Origin of the sequence: Ornithinimicrobium murale, from assembly GCF_003352835.1 — a bacterium.
Taxonomy (GTDB): domain Bacteria; phylum Actinomycetota; class Actinomycetes; order Actinomycetales; family Dermatophilaceae; genus Ornithinicoccus; species Ornithinicoccus muralis.
In genome coordinates this window covers 1-17,868 of the sequence record NZ_QLVD01000011.1, presented here as the reverse complement: position 1 = coordinate 17,868, position 17,868 = coordinate 1, and the positions used below count along the sequence as shown (strand labels likewise).

Genomic DNA, 17,868 nt, shown 5'->3' with positions numbered 1-17,868 from the left:
TAGATGACGTGTTCCTGGTCCGTGAAGCCTGCCCGACCGTGTGGCGAGCACCCCTGAGCCTGCTGCGTGGTTTAGGCTTCCCCACCGGAGTTGTCACTCAACGGAAGCACGGGGCGAGCGCCCATGACCGGACCGAACCAGGACGAGGCCAGCGTCGTCCCCGAGACCGACCCGCTCGGTCAGTCGTTGCGTGTTGCCGCTGACCATCGTCGTAGCCGGCGTGCTCAGCGGGTCCGTAAGTTCGGGTTGAGTTTTGCGGTGCTGCTCATCGCGCTCGGCATCTGGTGGTTGGTCACCCGGTTCGCCTTGGTGCCGGCGTTGTATCTTCCCTCCCCGGCCGCGGTCTGGGACGCCTTCATCCAGGCCAACACCTGTCGTGAGCTGGATAGTGGCCGGTCGGTGTGTGGCGAGCAGAACTACTACATGTGGGAGCACCTGATTGCCTCGATGCAGCGCATCGCGGTCGGGGTGGGCGTGGCGATCGCGCTGGGCCCGCTGGTCGGGTTCCTGATGGGCAGCATCGAATGGCTGAACACCGCTCTCGAGCCCTACCTCAACTTCCTGCGGTCGCTGCCGCCGCTGGGCTACATCGGTCTGCTGATCGTCTGGTTCGGGATCGGCAACACCAGCAAGTACTGGCTGCTCTTCCTCGCCGCGTTCCCGCCGATCGTGATCGCCACGATCAATGGCGTGCGTGGCGTGCGGGAGGACAGCATCCACGCCGCCCGCTCGATGGGGGCCAGTCGGTGGCAGGTGGGGCGCTACATCGTGCTGCCCGCCACCCTGCCCGAGGTGATCGGCGGCATCCGGATCGCGGTGGGCTTTGCGTGGACCACCGTCGTGGCGGCTGAACTGAACGCCGGCATCCCCGGCATCGGCGGCCTGGCCTACGTCTCCGGACAACAACTACAGACCGCTTTGACCATCGCGTGCATCATCGTCATCGGCCTGGCGGCCGTGGCGCTCGATGCCCTGCTGAAACACCTGGGCACGCTGCTGGTGCCCTGGTATGGCAGGGCCTGACAAGGAGAAGACCATGACCACACGCCGTTCTGCAGTCACCCGTGCCCGGTCCGCCCGGGGCGCCGCCCTCGTCGCGGCCGCCGGCATCCTGCTCGCAGGGTGTGTTGACGAGGGCCGCTCGAGCAACCCGGACGACGAGGAGGCCTCCGGCGACGCTGGCGCTGCCAGCGAGTGCCCGGTGGACGTCAACGAGGACATCGACACCACCGTGGAGGTCGGCTACCAGCCGATCCCGAACGGGGACCTGGTGGTGCGGGACCTGGGATGGCTCGAGGCCTGTATGCCGAATGCCACCGTCTCGTGGGTCAAGGTCGCCTCGGGCGGGGAGATGGTGCAGGCCTTCGGCTCCGGGTCGGTCGACCTCGGCCTGGTCGGCTCCAGCCCCGCCACGAAGGCGGTCTCTCCCCCGAACAACATCGACATGCAGGTCATCTGGATCCACGACGTGATCGGCGAGGCCGAGTCGCTGGTGGTGCAGGAGGGTGGCGGAGAGAGCCTCGCCGACCTGGCCGGCAAGTCCATCGCCGTGCCGTTCGCGTCCACCGCCCACTACTCACTGCTGGCCGCGCTGGAGCGGGACGGCATGTCCCCGGCGGACGTCGAGCTGATCAACCTCTCCCCGGACGCCATGCTGGCGGCCTGGGAGCGCCAGGAGATCGACGCGGCCTGGGTGTGGGCACCCACGCTGCCCCTGCTGACCGAGAGCGGCCAGATCATCCTGTCCGCCGCCGACACGGCCGAGGCCGGTGCCCCCACTTTCGACCTGGCGGGAGCCACCACGGAGTTCGTCGAGGCGAACCCGGAGTTCATGGAGGTCTGGACCGCGCTGCAGGACCAGGCCGTCCAGATGATTCTGGATGACCCGGACGCCGCAGCCGAGTCGATCGGCGTGCAGCTGGGCATCCCCACCGAGGAGGTCCTTGACCAGCTCGGGGGCTACACCTTCCTGCCCGCCGCAGAGCAGGCCGGCGAGGACTACTTCGGTGGCCAGCTGGCACAGGACCTGATCAACACGGCCGACTTCCTGGTCACTCAGGAGGAGATCGACGAGGTCAACCCGGCCGAGGACTACGAGGCAGCGATCTACACCGACGCGATCGCCAAGGTCGCCGGTCAGTGAGTTTCACCCTGGACGAGGTCTCGCAGCGGTATATCACCGACAGCGGGGAGGTCGTCCACGCCCTGGCAGACACCTCACTCCACGTGCCGGCCGGGCAGTTCGTGTGCGTCGTGGGCCCCTCGGGGTGTGGGAAAACCACGCTGCTGAAGATCCTCGCCGGTTTCCTGCGCCCAACCGGCGGGCAGGCCCGGGTGAACGACTCCCTCATCACCGGACCCTCCTGGGAGCGGGGTGTGGTCTTCCAACAGGCCAACCTCTATCCGTGGCTGACCGTGCGCAAGAACGTCGAGCTCGGGCTCAAGTTCCGCGGCGTTGGCGCCGCCGAGCGCCGCGAGACCGGGCAGCGGTGCCTCGACCTGGTCGGGCTGGCTGGCTTCGAGGACCAGAAGACCTATGAGCTCTCCGGCGGCATGCAGCAACGGGCCCAGATCGCACGGGTCCTGGCCAACGACCCAGAGATCATCCTGATGGACGAACCCTTCGGCGCGCTCGACGCCTTGACCCGTGAGCGCCTGCAGATGGACCTGCTACAGATCTCCCGCGAGCGTCGGAAGACCATCTTCTTCATCACGCACAGCGTGGAAGAGGCCGTCTTCCTGGGCGACCGGGTCCTGGTGATGAGCCCCCGGCCGGGCCGCGTCGTCCTGGACGAGCCCGTGACGATCTCCCAGCAGTACGGCCGCGTGCTCCCCGGCAAGGAGCTGCGCTCCACCCCGGAGTTCGTGGCCCTGCGCGACCGGATCGCGGACACGATCTATACCGGGCAGGCACCGGCGTAGTGGTCGTGGCAGGCTAGGGGCCATGGGTAACTTGATGTGGAAGGTGATGGCGGCTGGCGCGGCCGTCGGGGCGAGCGTGGTCGCGCGCAAACTGACCGACGGGACATGGAAGTTCGTCTCCGGCGGCGACTCCCCGAGCAACCCCGAGGACCCGGACATCGACATCAAGGAAGCCATCGCCTTCGCGGTGCTCTCCGGAGCGATCGTGGGCCTCAGCCGGCTGATCGCCAACCGCCAGGCCACCAGGCTCTACGAGAAGTCCACCGGCCACCTCCCGCAGGCTCTGCAGCAGTCGCGCGAAGCAGCGCAGGCCAAGGCGAAGTAGACGTGACCTCTCCCAAGCGGGTGATGACCATCTATGGCACCCGACCCGAGGCCATCAAGGTAGCTCCGGTCATCAAGGCCCTCGAGGCCAGCGACCAGTTCGAGTCGCTCACGGCAGTGACCGGCCAGCACCGCGAGATGCTCGACCAGGTCAACGACATCTTTGGGATCGCCCCCGACTTTGACCTCGACGTCTTCGCGCACGGACAGACGCTCAACGTGCTCATGGCCAAGGTCTTCGAGCGCCTCGACCCGGTGTTGTTGGAGAACGCGCCCGACGCCGTCCTGGTGCAGGGTGACACCTCGACGGTCGCGGCCGCCTCGATCGCAGCGTTCTACCGTCAGATCCCGGTGGTCCATCTGGAGGCCGGCCTGCGCAGCGGCAACATCCACTCCCCCTTCCCGGAGGAGGCCAACCGCAAGATCACGACGCAGGTGGCGGGGCTGCACCTGGCCCCCACCTCCACGTCGAAGGCCAACCTGACCCGCGAGGGCATCGCCGAGGACCTGATCGTCATCACGGGCAACACGGTCATCGACGCCCTCCTGCACACCGTGGAGCAGGGCCTGCCGATCGCGGACGAGCGCTTGGCCAAGCACGTCGCCGACGGCGACCAGATCCTGCTGGTCACCACGCACCGCCGGGAGAACTGGGGCGACGCCATGCAGGGCGTCGGCCGGGCCCTGCGCCGACTCGGCGAGCGCTATCCCGACCTGACGATCGTGCTGCCGGCGCACCGCAATCCCATCGTGCGTGAGGCTGTGTTGCCGCACCTCGAAGGCCTCACCAACGTTCTGGTCACTGAACCGCTGGCCTATGGCGAGTTCACCCGCGTGATGGCAGCCTCCACGGTGGTGCTCACCGACTCAGGCGGTGTCCAGGAGGAGGCTCCCTCCCTCGGCAAGCCCGTCCTCGTCATGCGCGAGAACACCGAGCGGCCCGAGGCGGTCGAGGCCGGCACCGTGAAGCTCATCGGCACGGACGAGGAGCGGATCGTCACCGAAGTCACGGCCCTCCTGGACGACACCGCGGCCTTCGATGCGATGGCCAACGCCGTGAATCCCTATGGCGACGGCAAGGCGGCGGCACGGAGCGTGGCCGCCATCTCGCACCTGCTCAACGGCACCGAGCGTCCCGCCGAGTTCGGCGGCTGAGTTTCAAACCTGCAGTGTGGCCTGGCGGGCGACCGCGAATGGGCACCAAACGCCACGCTCACCTACTGGACGAAGTTCTCCGTCAGTTTCGCCCATGCCTGCGTCGTCGGCACACACGTTCCCGGGAAGCAGACCGTGAATGCCCAAGTTGCGACAGGCAGAAACTACTGCACGGCGGGGTGTTGGGTGGTGCTCGTCTCCGCAAGTTCGATTATCCAGAACTCTCGGGCGATCTCGGAGTTGGACGGCCCCGCACGGAAAGTGCGGTCCAAGTTCAAGCGGAGGACTGCACCCAAGGTCGCCTTCGGAGGCTGGTCCGCCTACCTCGGGCTAGTCTTGCCTTCCACCACGGTGTTCACGGCGAGACCCAGCCCAGTGGCACTCAAGATTCGACTTCCTCTATCGACGACCAACTAGATCAGATGAAGTCTGGCTCCGCCGCCCTTGCAAGATACGCCCGATCTCATGCCCCCTGGCTGCCAAGACCGGCGGCACGTGCAGTTCAACCGGCAGAGACGTCCCTTCAAAGACCAACACTGCGGCCCGTGCTCGCTGATTTGAGCACCGCCTCGACGACCTTCAGGGCGTGCACACCCTCGGCCATGCTCACCGACTCGGACTCTCTGCCCCACAGGCGGTCCCGGAAGTTCTCCTGCTCCACCCGCAACGGCTCACGCTTGGCGATCGCATAACGGATCGAGTCTCCCTCAGAGACACCCTTGAACTGGCGGTCAATGTCCCACTCGGAGCGGACGTCACCGTTGGCCACGAAGGTCAGGTCACCGGAGAGGGTGTTGGCGATGAAGGAGCCCTTCTCGCCGGTCGCGACGGTCTCGCGGACCTTCAGCGGCGAGAGCCAGTTGACGATGTGGTTGACGATCGTGCCGTTCTGCAACCGGCCGGACGCGACGACCATGTCCTCGTGCTCGCGCCCGGAGCGGTGGGTCACCTGCGCACTGATCAGCGCGTAGGGAGACTGGGCGATCCAGGACGTGAGGTCGACATCGTGCGTGGCCAGGTCCTTGACCACCCCGACGTCAGCGATCCGTGCCGGGAAGGGCCCCTGGCGCGAGGTGGTGATCTGATAGACGTTGCCCAGCTCACCGGCCTCGATCCGGTGCCGCATCTCCAGCAGCGCGGGGTTGCACCGCTCGACATAGCCCACGCAGCCGACCAGCCCCGCCGACTCGAAGGCCGCGGCGACCCGCTCACCCTCCTGAAAGGTTGCGGCGATCGGCTTCTCGATCATCGCGTGCACGCCCGCCTGCGCCAGCGCCAGGCCCACCGGCTCGTGCAGATAGGTCGGCACCGCCACCATCGCCGCGTCGATGCCCTGGGCGATCAGTGACTCGACGTCAGGCTGCACCTCCAGGCCCCCGGCGACACCGTGCTTGTCACCCTGGGCATCGGCCACCGCCACCAGCTCCATGCCCTGGACCTCACGGATCACCCGGGCGTGGTGGCGGCCCATCGCCCCGAGCCCGATCAGACCCATCCGGATCGTCTGGCCCTCCGGCAGCGCGCCCGCCCCGGCCCGGCCCTGGAGCTGATCGGTCATCACGCACCTGCCTTCACGGCGTCGGCCACGGCCGCGGCGATCCGGTCCAGGTCGCCCTGGGACAGCGAGGGGTGGACCGGCAGGCTGATCACCTCGGCGGCGGCCCGGGCCGTCTCCGGCAGATCGTGCTCCGGAGCGAACCTGTGCAGCGAGACCAGCTCGTGGTTGGGCGTCGGATAGTAGACACCGCAGCCGACCTTGTGCTCCTCGCGCAGGGCCGCGACGACCCGGTCCCGCTCCTGCCCCGAGGCACCATCGAGGCGGATCGTGTACTGGTGATAGACGTGCGTGCACCCCTCGCGCACCGACGGCACCACGACCCCGTCGATGCCGCCCAGGTTCGCGTCCAACCAGGCGGCGTTCTCCTGGCGCGTGGCCGTCCAGGCCCCGACCTTGGTCAGCTGCACCCTCCCGATGGCAGCGTGGATGTCCGTCATCCGGTTGTTCAGGCCAACGATCTCGTTGGCGTACTGCGCCTCCATGCCCTGGTTGCGCAGCAACCGGATCCCGCGGGCCATCTCCTCGTCCGCGCACGAGACCATCCCACCCTCACCCGAGGTCATGTTCTTCGTCGGATACAGGCTGAACATCGCAAAGGCGCCGAAACTGCCGACCGGCGCCCCGGCATACTGCGCCCCGTGCGCCTGCGCGGCGTCCTCGAACACCTGCACGCCCGCCTCATCGGCGATCCTCTGCAGTGAGGTCATGTCGGCCGGGTGACCATACAGGTGCACCGGCATGATCGCCGCGGTGTTGTCGTTGATCGCCGCGCGCACGCTCTCCGGGGCCAGGTTGAAGGTGTCGGCCTCGATGTCGGCGAAGACCGGCGTCGCGCCGGTCAGCGCAACCGAGTTGGCCGTCGCCGCGAAGGTGAAGGACGGCACGATCACCTCATCGCCGGGACCGACCCCCGCAGCGAGCAGGCCGAGGTGCAGCCCCGAGGTGCCCGAGTTGACCGCGACACAGGTGCGCCCACCGACCACCTGCTCGGCGAACTCCTGCTCGAACGCCGCGACCTCCGGCCCCTGCGCCACCATCCCCGACCGCATGACGCGGTCGACGGCCTCGCGCTCCTCATCCCCGATGATCGGCTTGGCCGCCGGGATCATGGCCAACTCGCTCATAGATCACTCCGTTTCGTTGTCGCTGTCGGAAGCCTAACTGTTCTGCCTCTGGAACTAGGCATGTCCCGCCGGACGTCTGCACTTCATCCAAATCCACGCCTCAATTCCTGACTCGCACACAGGGCAGCGAGGAAGCCCCCAAGCCTGGCGGCTACGGGTGGCCCTGCCCGAGGAGTACACCCACCCAGGTCTGCGGGTGCCTGGCAGGATGGGGTCGGTGAGGCGACGATGAGAGGAGCTGACTGGTGAACTTTCACGCGGACGAGGCACGGGACGAAGCCTCCCTGCGCAGTGTCCTGGCAGCCGCCTTCGCAGCCGACCCGGAAGCACCCAGCCACTACCAGGAGCTCCGCGACCGGGACGTCCAGCAGAGCATCCACCTCGCTGAGCTAAAGCAGCAGCTCGTCGCATTGCAGGCCCAAAATGCAGATCTCACGCGGCGGCTCGGCACGGCTCATGGCTCCCTCAAGGCCTATCGCAAGGAGAGTGCGCGACTCAAGGCCGACCTCAAGCGGGTGCGCGGGTCCCGGTCCTACCGGATGGGCAAGCGCATCGCGGACCCCCTCGGTATGCGTTGGGGCCGGGGCGGCGGTAAGAACTCGATTCCGACGCAGCCCAGCTTGGTTGGGGGTGGCGCGGTGGGTTCCGACACAGGCAGCTGGGTAGCGGAGACGGCGGCCACAGCGCCGCCCGGCACGCGGCGGCCTCCCCTAACGTCGCAGTCAGAGACCACGTTGCGGCTCTCGGACTACAGTTTTGAGGAGCTCAAGGACTGGCTGGAGCGCGAGCCCAGCACGGACAGCCTGAAGGCCGTGCTGTCGCGGGGTTGGTTTCAGGAGGGACGGGTCAGCGACCTGGCCCGCCTCCTGGAGCGCCACGCCGAGGTGGTCGAGGAATTCACCGGAACGGACGCCATCCTGCCGCGCCGCATCCTGGGCGGTGACCGGGTCGATCAGCGCGGCATCGAGTTGCCCCCGCGTGCCCATGGGGTCGCCTACCTCCCCGAGCGTGGGCGCATCATGTATTGCGCGCACTCCACGCCGGTCTTCAACACGAATGGCTATTCGATCCGCACACACGGCATGGCGACGGGCCTGCTGGCCAGCGGCGAGGACGTGTGCGTCGTCGCCCGCCCTGGCTATCCCTGGGACTCCTCGACCGACACTGCCAAGCCCGATCGCGTCCGGCAGTCCGAGCAGCTCGACGGCGTGACCTACGTGCACCTGCCGGGAAGTTCCGTCGACGCGACCCCCTTTGACCACTTCGTCCTGGAGGCCGCAGACGCCTTCGTCCGCGAAGCCCGCCTGCTGAGACCCAGCCTGATCCACGCCGCATCCAACTTCCGCACCGCCCTGCCCGCCCTCATCGCGGCACGCCGCCTGGGGGTGCCCTTTGTCTATGAGGTGCGTGGGCTCTGGGAGATCACGGAGGCCTCGACGAAAACGGGCTGGGACCAGACCGAGCGTTATGCCCAGCACGTCGAGCTGGAGACCCTCGTCGCGACCGAGGCGGACGCTGTGTTGGCGATCACCGAGGAGACCCGCCAGGAGCTGATCCGGCGTGGCGTCCCCGCGGAGCGGATCTCGCTGGCTCCCAACGCCGTCGACACCGACGTCTATCTGCCGCTTCCCACCGACGCGGCCTACGCGCGTGAGCAGGGCATCCACACGGATCGGCCCGTCATCGGCTTCACCGGCAGCATGGTCGACTACGAGGGCCTGAGCGTCCTGCTCGACGCGGTCGCCCTGATGACCCGGCGGGAGGACCCCGAGCAGGCCCACCGCTTCCAGGTCGTGCTGGCCGGCTCCGGGCCCGCCGAGGCAGCACTCAAGGCTCGCGCCCAAGAGCTCGGCATCACCGACCGGGTGCGCTTCCTCGGGCGGCTGCCGCAGACGCAGATCCCCCGCCTGCTCAGCACGATCGACATCATGCCGCTGCCCCGGCTGTCCCTGCCGGTCACTGAGATGGTCTCACCGCTGAAGCCACTCGAGGCGCTGAGCGCCGGCAAGGCCCTGGTCCTGTCTGACGTGTCCCCCCATCGCGTGTTCGCGGGGGACGACCAGGACCGCGCCCGGCTTGTCCCCGCCGGCGACGCGGACGCCCTCGCCGGGGCACTGCTGGAGCTCATCGATGACAAGGACCTGCGGCTCAACCTTGGCCGTGCCGGTCGTCTCTGGTGCCTGGACCACCGCACGTGGGCCCACGTCGCCCCCGAGGTCGCAGGGACCCACCAGCAGGCGCAGCGAAACCACGACGACGCGGTCAGCACCAAAGACTCGCGCACCCTCGCCAGCCTGCGGGTCGGCCTGATCGCCGACGAGTTCACCACCACAACCCTGCAGGCCAGCGTCCAGGTGACACCGCTGGGACGGGTCTCCTGGCGAGAGCAGCTCACCGACCTGGACCTCGTCTTCATCGAGTCGGCGTGGGAGGGTAACGGGGGCCAGTGGCACCGCGGCGTGGGGCAGTACGAGCCCGAGGAGCACCAGGACATCGTCGACCTGCTGACGGCGGCCCGCGAGCTGGGGATCCCCTCGGTGTTCTGGAACAAGGAGGACCCGGTCCACTTCAACCGGTTCGTCGGCACCGCAGCCTTGTGCGACCACATCTTCACCACCGATGCCGGGCGCATCCCGGCCTACCTCGAGCACGGCGAGCCCACCCTCCGCACCGTCTCCGCCCTGCCGTTCTATGCCCAGCCCAGAATCCACAACCCGCTGCCCACGGACCGCCCGTTCGAGCCGACCGTCGCCTACGCCGGCACCTACTACGGCGACCGTTATGCGCAGCGCTCCCGAGAGCTCGCCTCGATGCTCACCGCCGCACAGCCACACGGTCTGACGATCTATGACCGGCAGGCGGACAACCCCGACTCGCCCTATCACTTCCCGCCCAGGTTCACGGCTCACGTTCAGGGCAGCCTTCCGTATGCCGAGGTGCTCAAGTCCTACAAGAGTCACCTGGCCAGCCTCAACGTCAACTCCGTGGCCGACTCCCCCTCGATGTTCTCCCGCCGCGTCGTGGAGGTTGCGGCGTCTGGAGGAGTGGTGCTGTCGGGCCCCGGACGTGGCGTCAACGAGACCTTCGGCTCAGCCATCCCCACGTCCGCCGACCCCGCAGTCTGGAGCGCCCACCTGCACACCTGGGCCAACGACCCGCAGGAACGGCTGCGGGAGGCGTGGCTGCAGCTGCGCAGCGTGCTCAGGTCACACACCGCCGACACCGCGCTGACCATCCTGGCTCGCACCGCGGGGCTTGCCATCACCGGGCCGACCCTGCCGTCGTATGCCGTGGTGCTGGACTCCCCGGACGCCCAGGCGGGCGTGGGTCACCTGGTGGAGTCGCTGCTCGCGCAGTCCGTGCGTCCCGCCCAGGTCGCCCTCGAGGGGAGCAACGGCACGGTCACTGGCCTCCTCAAGGCCGCGGGAGTCGAGGTTGTGGCGGGTCCCACCGGTCTCACGGCCGACTGGGTCGGTGTCCTCGATGAAGTGCGGCCCCGCACCTGGTTTGAGGATCTGCTGCTGGCCACCCGCTATGGCGATTGGGAGGCGTTGGAGGCCGGACCAGATCCGCGGCTGCATGAGGCGGACCCGATCTCCGAGCCCGCCGATCAGCCAGAAGCCCGCTGGGACCTGGTGTCCCACAAGGTCACACGAGAGCAGGCCTCCGTCGCCCAGGCCCTCACGGCCAGCGGCGTCGCTGGACTGCACCTCCTGACTCCGGTGCAGGTCGCACAGGCGACCACAGACTCTCGGGAGGAACCGACCGAAGTCAGCGATCGGCATACAGGGACGCGGGTTGTGGTGGCCGGGCACGACCTGAAGTTCGCCGGCGGGCTCATTGAGGCGCTGCAGGACAGCGGCGCGCGGGTCGACCTGGACGTCTGGGACAACCACACCCAGCACGATGAGGAGCGCTCCCTCGATCTGCTGGCCAGCGCCGACACCGTCTTCTGCGAGTGGGGCCTGGGCAACCTGGAGTGGTATTCCCGCCACGTCCGCCCCGACCAGCGCCTCGTCGTCCGCGTGCACCTGCAAGAACTCGACCGGCCCTATCTCGCGCGGACCGAGCACGCCAACGTCGATGCCTACGTCTTCGTCGGGGAGCTCATCCGAGGAGCCGCCATCCGCGGCCACGGTGTGCCCCGCGAGCGCAGTCTGGTCGTCCCCAACGGGGTCCCGGTGGAGGCGCTGGCACTGCCCAAGACCGCAGACGCCCACCGGACCATCGGCCTGGTCGGGATCCTGCCCGAGCGCAAGCGGCTCGATCTTGCCCTGGACGTCGTGGAAGGGCTCAAGGAGCGGGGCGAGGACTACACGCTGCGGATCAAGGGCAAACTGCCCGCCGACCTGCCGTGGATGAAGGATCGACCGGACGAACTCGCCTGGTTTGACGCGCAGTTCGCCCGGATCGACCGGCTCAACGCTGACCGGCCAGAGACCGTGATGCTCGACGGCCACGGGGACGACATGGCGCAGTGGTATCGCAAGATCGGCGTGGCCCTCAGCGTGAGCGACTTCGAGTCCTTCCACCTCACCATCGCTGACGGTGCCGCGAGTGGCGCGCTGCCCGCCGTGCTCGCCTGGGACGGCTCCGACCTGATCTATCCGCGCGACTGGCTCAGCTCCACGACCGGGCAGATCGTGGAGCGCATCGACACAGCACCCCGCGACCCCGAACCGATCCAGGCTGTGGTGCGGGCACGGTTCGAGGCGGCCGAGGTGTTCCGCCGGCTGGCTGCAGTCGCGCTCGGCTGAGCGCGACTGCTCAGGTGAGGCGGGTCTGGTCCGGAGCGCTGATGCTGGTGACCAGCCTGAGGTGAGGCCCGCGGCTCGCGATGCTGATCACGGCGCTTAGCTCGTGCCGCCCGAATCTCGGGAACCGCATGGCCTGCACCCGCCCCGTAGCGCGCGGCTTCACCAGCCTCGCCGTGGTGTCCGCATCGCTGCTCCAGGTGAGGGTCAGCACGGTGGACTCATCGAGGGTGAGCTCGGCGCTGTCGCTGCGCAGGGTGACCTCAACACCGGGCCCCACATGCCACAGCACCTCGTGGTCGTGCTCCTGGCCGTCCTGGTGCTCCACCGTGTCCTCCACGGTGAGGTGCAGGTGCCCGGCGGGCTCGGTGACCGTGATCGTCCGCTCGTGGCGGGACGCGGCAAACCGCGTGTTGGTGCCCGTCACTCGCAGGAGCGGCGCGGGATCCGCCGAGCGCGTGGCTGCGGCCTGCTTGGCGGCCCGTCCTAGCAGGGCACGGACCCTGCTCAGGGCGCGTGGCCGGCCCTGCTGCGATGGTGCCGGCTCGTTGGTGCGGTCGACCAGGGCCACTCCGCCTGGCTTCTTGTCGACGCGGGGCAGTGACCTCCCGTCGATCAGGACCACGTTGTGGGCGTGCTGGGAGTAGGCATACTTGGTCAGCGGGTTCTTGTAGTCATAGCCGTTGGGGCCGGCCTCGGACAGCAGCCAGCGGCCGCGTCCGAAGAGCGTCAGGGCCAGATCGTCGCAGTGGTGGTGGTATTGCGCTAGGTAGGCCGCTTTGAAGGTCATGACGTAGGCATCCGCGTCACCCCAGCCGGTGCGGTGCATCGCGTAGCCTCCCCGGGAGAAGACTGCGGAGCGCTCAGCGGGCGCCTCACCGTCCTTGCCGCGGGTGATGGCATAGCGAAAGGCCTGCCCCGGGAAGGTTGTGCTGTGGCCGGTCCGCGCGACGGTCATCACCTTAGTGTCACCCAACGGCGCGATCGTCCCGTCCGGCATGATCGAGTGCACCGCGAATCGCTCGGCGCCCCGGTAGATCGCCTCCAGCTGTGCTGCCCTGGAGGGGCCGACGGCACGGATGACGGGGATGACGTCGCGCAGGCTCCGAGCCACCATGAAGTGGTAGGCCGGGCTGTTCTCGACGTGCACGCCGTCGGGGGTGAAGGCTGCGGTGAAGTAGTCCAACAGTCGCTCCGTCGCCCGCTGCACGGACGTCTCGATCAACGATGTGTGGGCGAGCCAGTCGCCACTGGCGGCGAACCGGAAGAGGGCCAGGTCCTGGAACATGCCGTGGTTGTTGACACCGGCATAGAACTCATCAGTGACCAGGAGCTCAGCCGTGGACGTCGCGAGCGCGACGAGTCTGTCCCGGGCCTCGGGATCGATGTCAGCGGCATGGTCGTCGAGGAGACGGCAGACCTGCAGCAGCCGCTGGGCCGTCGTCTCGTCGTGATACGCCATCGAGCTGTCCCGGACCGCGTCCGCGACGTCGGACCACCGGAGCACCAGGGCAGCCGCCTGGGTGACTGCGCGCTGGCGTGTGGCGGGCGGGGCCTGGTCAGCGCTCAGCACCGTCGCATGCCAGTCGGCGAGGAAGAGCAACCCATGCAGATGGCGGCCGTGCGCACGCGGCAGTTCGGCCGCCCAGCACAGCCCGTTGTCATAGCTGATGTCGGGGAAGTCACGCGCGGCGATGATGCCCTCGGTCAAGAACTTCTCTGCACGCTGACGAGCCGCCTGGTCCTTGACGACCGGTACGAAACGGTCCACCAACTCACGGCTCGGCCGCACACCCTCGACGCGCTCAGTCATGCGGAGGGGGGTAGCCGAAGGAGGCTCGCAACGGCCCCAGCTCACGGTGCGCGAGCCTCTCGGCGCTCGCGGGATAGCGCCGCCGCCTGCCGGTGAACAGGTTGGTGGCGGCAGCACCGCCGCTGGCAGTCAGTTGCTCCGCGGACTGCTGCTCAGCCACCTGGCGCAGACGCGCCTCCTGGGTTGGTGTGCTCGTGAGCGTGCTGACCGCCATCAGCGAGGGCACCGGGTCCACGAGAAGATCCTCATAACGGATCACCAGATCAAAGTCCTGACGCTGTGCCGCGGTCAGGAACGATTTCACCTTGGCGACGTTGGACCGCAGGTACGCCACGTCCTCGGCCTGCGGGGCGACATCCTGCCGGTACTCGTCCTTGCGGAAGGTGCGGGATAGACACACGTCAATCGGGTCCCGGAGGAGCAGGACATGCCGAGCGTCCGTGTCCGCTGAGAAAGCCTGCGGCCGCACAGAATGCTGCGAGTTGATCACACTCGCGGCCTCATCCGGAGCGACGCCACCGGCATGGAGCACGTGGAGCGCATCGATGAAGATCTCGGCTTCGCGAGGCGCGAGGCCACTGACCGGGTCATCCATGGAGGGTGGCAGGTAGACCTCCCCTGCACCAAGCATGCCCGCCCCCCTGACGAGCATCTCCTCGAGCCAGTGCGACCCGGAGCTGCCGATGTTGACGAGGTAGACCGTTGGCCGACGTGCGCCGGCGCGTCGTCGCGCCAACTCGACCATGGTCCGCGGGACCAGAGTGCGGCGCGACTGGAGCGTCTGGGCGACACGATCCAGGTGCTTTGCCAGTTTCTGTGCCTGCCGTTGAGAACGCTCTGGCCAGTAGCGCTCGGGCGCTGCGCAGTAGGCGTCGAACAGCAGGCCTGCGTCTTCGGAAGACTCGGCCGTCGCCTCTGTCATCGTCACCTCCGGGTCAGGACGGCCACATCAGGCTTCCAACGAGCGCCAGGTGCCGCGGGTGTTGATGACTGCCTTGCCCTCGAGGGCGGTGGTGTCCATGGCCTTGAATTCGCGGTGATCGACCAGGAGCACGACAACATCGGCTTGTGCGACCGCGTCAGTCAGAGGGGCGAGTTCGAGGTTGGTGTGTCCGGCCAACTTGGCCGGAAGCTCCTCCACGTTCGGCTCCACCGCCAACACCTTGCCCTGCGGCAACGCCTCAACCAGCAACCTCGTGATGTCCAACGCCGGCGACTCCCGCATGTCATCAATGTCCGGCTTGAACGCCAACCCCAACGCCGCCACGACCGGCGACTCCTCGCCCTCCACCGCCTCAAGAACCTTCGAGATCACATAACCCGGCTTGGAGTCATTCACCTCACGGGCCGTGCGGATCAACTGCGCCTGCTCCGGCGTCGAAGACACGATGAACCACGGATCCACCGCGATGCAGTGCCCACCCACCCCCGGACCGGGCTGCAGGATGTTCACCCGCGGGTGCTTGTTCGCCAACTCGATCAACTCAAACACATCAATCCCCAACCGCTCACTGATGATCGACAACTCATTCGCGAACGCGATATTCACATCCCGGAAACTGTTCTCCGTCAGCTTCGCCATCTCCGCCGTCGTCGCATCCGTCAAGAAGATGTCCGCGTGACAGAACACCTCATACAACGCCTTCGCCCGCTGCGCCGCATGCGGCGTCAACCCGCCCACGATCCGGTCGTTCTCCACCAACTCGATCATCACCCGACCCGGCAACACCCGCTCCGGACAGTGCGCCACATCCACCGTCCGCGCATCCGGCTCCGCGTTCAGGTTCAACTCCGGACGCGCCGCCAGAATTCGCTCCCCCACCCGCTCCGTAGCCCCCGGCGGAGACGTCGACTCCAAGATCACCAACTCCCCACCAGACAACTGCGGGATGATCCCATCCGTGGCCGCATCGATATACGACAGGTCCGCCTCGTGCCCACCCTTGAACGGCGTCGGCACCGCAATGATGAACACATCCGCCGCCGGCGTCTCCTTCTGCGCCGACAACAACCCCTTCGACACCGCCCCCGCCACATGGATCCCCAGATCCGGCTCCACGAACGGCACCTCACCACGATTCACCGCATCAACATGCTTGTCGCTGACATCCACCCCCACCACGTGGACACCGTTGCTCGCCAAGATCGCCGCCGTCGGCAAACCGATATACCCCAAACCGATCACAACAACTCGCTGCACCATGCCATACCCTCACTTACGAGAAACCGTCCGACCACACTACTGCGAGGGCATCCTGGGCTTCCCCTCGTATCGTGGAGACATCGCCTTTGAGGAGATGAGCGGCGATGGCAACGAGGCAGTATCGGAAGTTCGATGAGGACTTCAAGGCGGGTGCCGTGCGACAGGTCACCGAGACCGGGAAGCCGGTCGCGCAGGTGGCCCGGGAGTTGGGCGTCAACGAGGGCACGCTGGGCAACTGGTGCGCCAAGGCTCGTGCGGAGCGAGACGGTGGGAACGCGGCGTTGAGCGAGGACGAGCGCGCCGAGTTGAACCGGCTGCGGAAGGACAACACCGAGCTGCGGATGCAGCGTGATGTCCTCAAGCGTTCCGTGGCCCTCTGGGTGGACGAGGCGATGGGCCGGTAGCCGTGGCTGCCTTCATCGCTTCCCAGAGGGCCGAGCATGGTGTGCCGGTCGCGACTGGGTGCGGCGCGCTGGGGGTGTCCCAGCCGTGGTTCTACAAGTGGCGCCACGGTGATGCCTCGGCCCAGCACGCCCACCGCAAGCAACTGGCCACTGAGATCGGCCGGCTGTTCGCCCAGCACCGTGGCACCTACGGCTCGCCGAGGATCACCGCTGACTTGCGTGATGAGGGCTGGACCGTGAGTGAGAACACCGTCGCGGCGATCATGGGCGAGCTCGGCCTGGCCGCCCGCCGCAAGCGGCGACGCAAGAACACCACCCGGCAGGGCCGGGGCCGGTGGCGGGCACCGGGTCTGATCAACCGTGACTTCGCCGCTGAGGCGGTGAATCGCAAGTGGTACGGCGATGGCGCCGAGATTCCTACCGGTGAGGGCAAGCTCTACCTCGACAGCATCCTGGACATGGGTTCACGTCGCATCGTCGGGTTTGCCCTGGGTGAGCATCACGACGCCGACCTGGCCCAGGCCTCGGTGCAGATGGCGGTCGCGGTCCGCGGCGGTAGGGCCGCGGTCACGGAAGTCATCATGCACACCGACCAGGGCAGTGAGTTCACCGCCGGCACCTTCCGGGCAGCCTGCACCCGGGTCGGGGTCACCCAGTCCATGGGCAGGGGCGGTTCAGCGCTGGACAACGCGGTCATCGAATCGTGGCACTCCACGCTGGAGTTCGAGCTGCGAGATCTGGAGCACTTCGCTACCAAAGCCGCCGCCCGGGCACGAGTCCCGGCCTGGATCGAGGAGCACAACCACGACCGGCGCCACTCCGCGCTGGGGATGATCTCCCCGATCGCCTACGAGCTGGCACACCAGGAGCCAGCAGCATGAACGACCTGATCCCGCACGCCAAGTGTGACCCCGTCCTCACCGGCGTCAAGGCCAAGCCCTTCGGGTGGCCTCCGGCCAGCCCTGACACCGGCTCTGGGCGCGGTCCCTCAGCGCACGAGCGGGAACCCGGTCACGTGTAGAGCAGAACCCACAAAAATCAGGTCTCTACGGTTTCAGGGGATTGCCGGAAGGCGAGCAGGGGGTCGGGTGGTCGATAGCGTCCGGGGGTTGTGCCGGGCGGGGTGACGGCGGCGATGGCCCGCTGCTTCTGGCTCATATCGGCGTGCAGGTAGATCTGCGCGGTGGTCGCGGGCTGCTCGTGTCCGAGCCAGAGCGCGATCACGGTGGTCTGAGGGGCTCTGGGCGGACAGCAGCTTTGCTTGCCTTATGAGGCGATTGCGTAGGTTTGGTTGTACTCGTTGGTGAACTCCAACGGACTTTTGTAGCCCAACGCTGAGTGCAGCCTGGTCCGATTATAGAACACCTCGATGTATTCCGCAATAGCCCGACGTGCTTTGTTTCGGGTCGGGAACACGGTACGGTAGACGAGTTCGATCTTGAGCGAGGCGAAGAACGATTCGGCCATTGCGTTATCCCAGCACACGCCAGTGCGGCCCATTGACGCGGTGAGCCCGTGGGATCCTAGGTGTTTAGCAAACTGCTCGCTTGTATATTGAGACCCGCGATCTGAATGGAACAGAGCATTATCGGCGAAGTCCACGTTGGTCGC

The 17,868-nt window shown here is 67.4% G+C and carries 16 protein-coding genes; 9 read left to right on the top strand and 7 right to left on the bottom strand.

The window, feature by feature from the left end; genetic code table 11:
* Positions 1-123: 123 nt before the first annotated feature.
* The 5 genes from DPQ65_RS04695 to wecB are packed head-to-tail and all read left to right on the top strand — an operon-like array spanning position 124 to position 4,401.
* The gene (locus tag DPQ65_RS04695) at positions 124-1,023 is read left to right on the top strand and encodes an ABC transporter permease (RefSeq protein ID WP_114906233.1); all 900 of its coding nucleotides are present in this window, start codon (positions 124-126) and stop codon (positions 1,021-1,023) included.
* Between the two features lie 13 nt (positions 1,024-1,036).
* Positions 1,037-2,143 (top strand): taurine ABC transporter substrate-binding protein, encoded by a 1,107-nt coding sequence (locus DPQ65_RS04690; RefSeq protein WP_114906276.1) that lies wholly within the window; start codon positions 1,037-1,039, stop codon positions 2,141-2,143.
* Complete coding sequence (locus DPQ65_RS04685; protein ID WP_114906232.1) at positions 2,140-2,922, top strand: ABC transporter ATP-binding protein; 783 nt, start codon at positions 2,140-2,142, stop codon at positions 2,920-2,922. Before DPQ65_RS04690 ends, DPQ65_RS04685 begins: the two co-directional genes overlap by 4 nt.
* A 22-nt stretch (positions 2,923-2,944) precedes the next feature.
* Positions 2,945-3,247, top strand: coding sequence for a DUF4235 domain-containing protein (locus DPQ65_RS04680; RefSeq protein WP_114906231.1), 303 nt, complete (start codon positions 2,945-2,947; stop codon positions 3,245-3,247).
* 23 nt (positions 3,248-3,270) lie between these two features.
* Positions 3,271-4,401 (top strand): non-hydrolyzing UDP-N-acetylglucosamine 2-epimerase, encoded by a 1,131-nt coding sequence (wecB, locus tag DPQ65_RS04675; RefSeq protein ID WP_114906275.1) that lies wholly within the window; start codon positions 3,271-3,273, stop codon positions 4,399-4,401.
* Positions 4,402-4,924: 523 nt separating this feature from the next.
* Here the strand turns inward: wecB and DPQ65_RS04670 are convergent.
* Together DPQ65_RS04670 and DPQ65_RS04665 are read right to left on the bottom strand one after the other, a co-directional pair.
* A complete protein-coding gene (locus DPQ65_RS04670) occupies positions 4,925-5,959 on the bottom strand; it encodes a Gfo/Idh/MocA family protein (RefSeq protein ID WP_114906230.1) in 1,035 nt (344 codons plus the stop codon).
* Positions 5,959-7,083 (bottom strand): DegT/DnrJ/EryC1/StrS family aminotransferase, encoded by a 1,125-nt coding sequence (locus DPQ65_RS04665; RefSeq protein WP_114906229.1) that lies wholly within the window; start codon positions 7,081-7,083, stop codon positions 5,959-5,961. Before DPQ65_RS04665 ends, DPQ65_RS04670 begins: the two co-directional genes overlap by 1 nt.
* A gap of 245 nt (positions 7,084-7,328) precedes the next feature.
* Here DPQ65_RS04665 and DPQ65_RS04660 point away from each other — a divergent pair, with 245 nt between their 5' ends.
* Positions 7,329-11,840: a glycosyltransferase gene (locus DPQ65_RS04660; RefSeq protein ID WP_114906228.1), complete on the top strand. Its 4,512-nt coding sequence runs from the start codon at positions 7,329-7,331 to the stop codon at positions 11,838-11,840.
* 10 nt (positions 11,841-11,850) lie between these two features.
* On the opposite strand, the gene DPQ65_RS04655 is transcribed toward DPQ65_RS04660, so the two are convergent.
* The 3 genes from DPQ65_RS04655 to wecC are packed head-to-tail and all read right to left on the bottom strand — an operon-like array spanning position 11,851 to position 15,853.
* On the bottom strand, positions 11,851-13,650 hold the full coding sequence (locus DPQ65_RS04655; RefSeq protein ID WP_114906227.1) for a heparinase II/III domain-containing protein: 1,800 nt from the start codon (positions 13,648-13,650) through the stop codon (positions 11,851-11,853).
* On the bottom strand, positions 13,643-14,572 hold the full coding sequence (locus DPQ65_RS04650) for a sulfotransferase domain-containing protein (RefSeq protein WP_114906226.1): 930 nt from the start codon (positions 14,570-14,572) through the stop codon (positions 13,643-13,645). The genes DPQ65_RS04655 and DPQ65_RS04650 overlap by 8 nt, the downstream gene beginning before the upstream one ends.
* Positions 14,573-14,599: 27 nt before the next feature.
* The gene (gene wecC / locus DPQ65_RS04645) at positions 14,600-15,853 is read right to left on the bottom strand and encodes a UDP-N-acetyl-D-mannosamine dehydrogenase (protein ID WP_114906225.1); all 1,254 of its coding nucleotides are present in this window, start codon (positions 15,851-15,853) and stop codon (positions 14,600-14,602) included.
* A 104-nt stretch (positions 15,854-15,957) separates the two neighbouring features.
* On the opposite strand from wecC, the gene DPQ65_RS04640 reads away from it, so the two are divergent.
* From DPQ65_RS04640 to DPQ65_RS15505, 3 genes are read left to right on the top strand one after another with little or no spacing between them, the layout of a single operon-like run.
* The gene (locus tag DPQ65_RS04640; protein ID WP_114906224.1) at positions 15,958-16,257 is read left to right on the top strand and encodes a transposase; all 300 of its coding nucleotides are present in this window, start codon (positions 15,958-15,960) and stop codon (positions 16,255-16,257) included.
* Between the two features lie 2 nt (positions 16,258-16,259).
* On the top strand, positions 16,260-17,138 hold the full coding sequence (locus DPQ65_RS04635; protein WP_272947637.1) for an IS3 family transposase: 879 nt from the start codon (positions 16,260-16,262) through the stop codon (positions 17,136-17,138).
* The gene (locus tag DPQ65_RS15505) at positions 17,135-17,278 is read left to right on the top strand and encodes a hypothetical protein (protein WP_162802008.1); all 144 of its coding nucleotides are present in this window, start codon (positions 17,135-17,137) and stop codon (positions 17,276-17,278) included. Before DPQ65_RS04635 ends, DPQ65_RS15505 begins: the two co-directional genes overlap by 4 nt.
* Before the next feature lie 17 nt (positions 17,279-17,295).
* Here DPQ65_RS15505 and DPQ65_RS04630 read toward each other — a convergent pair whose 3' ends face one another.
* Both DPQ65_RS04630 and DPQ65_RS04625 read right to left on the bottom strand, forming a co-directional pair.
* Positions 17,296-17,481, bottom strand: a complete 186-nt coding sequence (locus DPQ65_RS04630; protein ID WP_114906222.1) for an integrase — start codon at positions 17,479-17,481, stop codon at positions 17,296-17,298.
* 42 nt (positions 17,482-17,523) lie between these two features.
* The coding region (locus DPQ65_RS04625) for an integrase core domain-containing protein (RefSeq protein ID WP_162802007.1) at positions 17,524-17,868 on the bottom strand (345 nt) is incomplete at its 5' end.

Coding starts and splice junctions, on each gene's coding strand:
- DPQ65_RS04695 (WP_114906233.1), top strand. CDS start 124: ATGACCGGACCGAACCAGGACGAGGCCAGCGTCGTCCCCGAGACCGAC.
- DPQ65_RS04690 (WP_114906276.1), top strand. CDS start 1,037: ATGACCACACGCCGTTCTGCAGTCACCCGTGCCCGGTCCGCCCGGGGC.
- DPQ65_RS04680 (WP_114906231.1), top strand. CDS start 2,945: ATGGGTAACTTGATGTGGAAGGTGATGGCGGCTGGCGCGGCCGTCGGG.
- wecB (WP_114906275.1), top strand. CDS start 3,271: ATGACCATCTATGGCACCCGACCCGAGGCCATCAAGGTAGCTCCGGTC.
- DPQ65_RS04670 (WP_114906230.1), bottom strand. CDS start 5,959: ATGACCGATCAGCTCCAGGGCCGGGCCGGGGCGGGCGCGCTGCCGGAG.
- DPQ65_RS04665 (WP_114906229.1), bottom strand. CDS start 7,083: ATGAGCGAGTTGGCCATGATCCCGGCGGCCAAGCCGATCATCGGGGAT.
- DPQ65_RS04655 (WP_114906227.1), bottom strand. CDS start 13,650: ATGACTGAGCGCGTCGAGGGTGTGCGGCCGAGCCGTGAGTTGGTGGAC.
- DPQ65_RS04650 (WP_114906226.1), bottom strand. CDS start 14,572: ATGACAGAGGCGACGGCCGAGTCTTCCGAAGACGCAGGCCTGCTGTTC.
- wecC (WP_114906225.1), bottom strand. CDS start 15,853: ATGGTGCAGCGAGTTGTTGTGATCGGTTTGGGGTATATCGGTTTGCCG.
- DPQ65_RS04640 (WP_114906224.1), top strand. CDS start 15,958: ATGGCAACGAGGCAGTATCGGAAGTTCGATGAGGACTTCAAGGCGGGT.
- DPQ65_RS15505 (WP_162802008.1), top strand. CDS start 17,135: ATGAACGACCTGATCCCGCACGCCAAGTGTGACCCCGTCCTCACCGGC.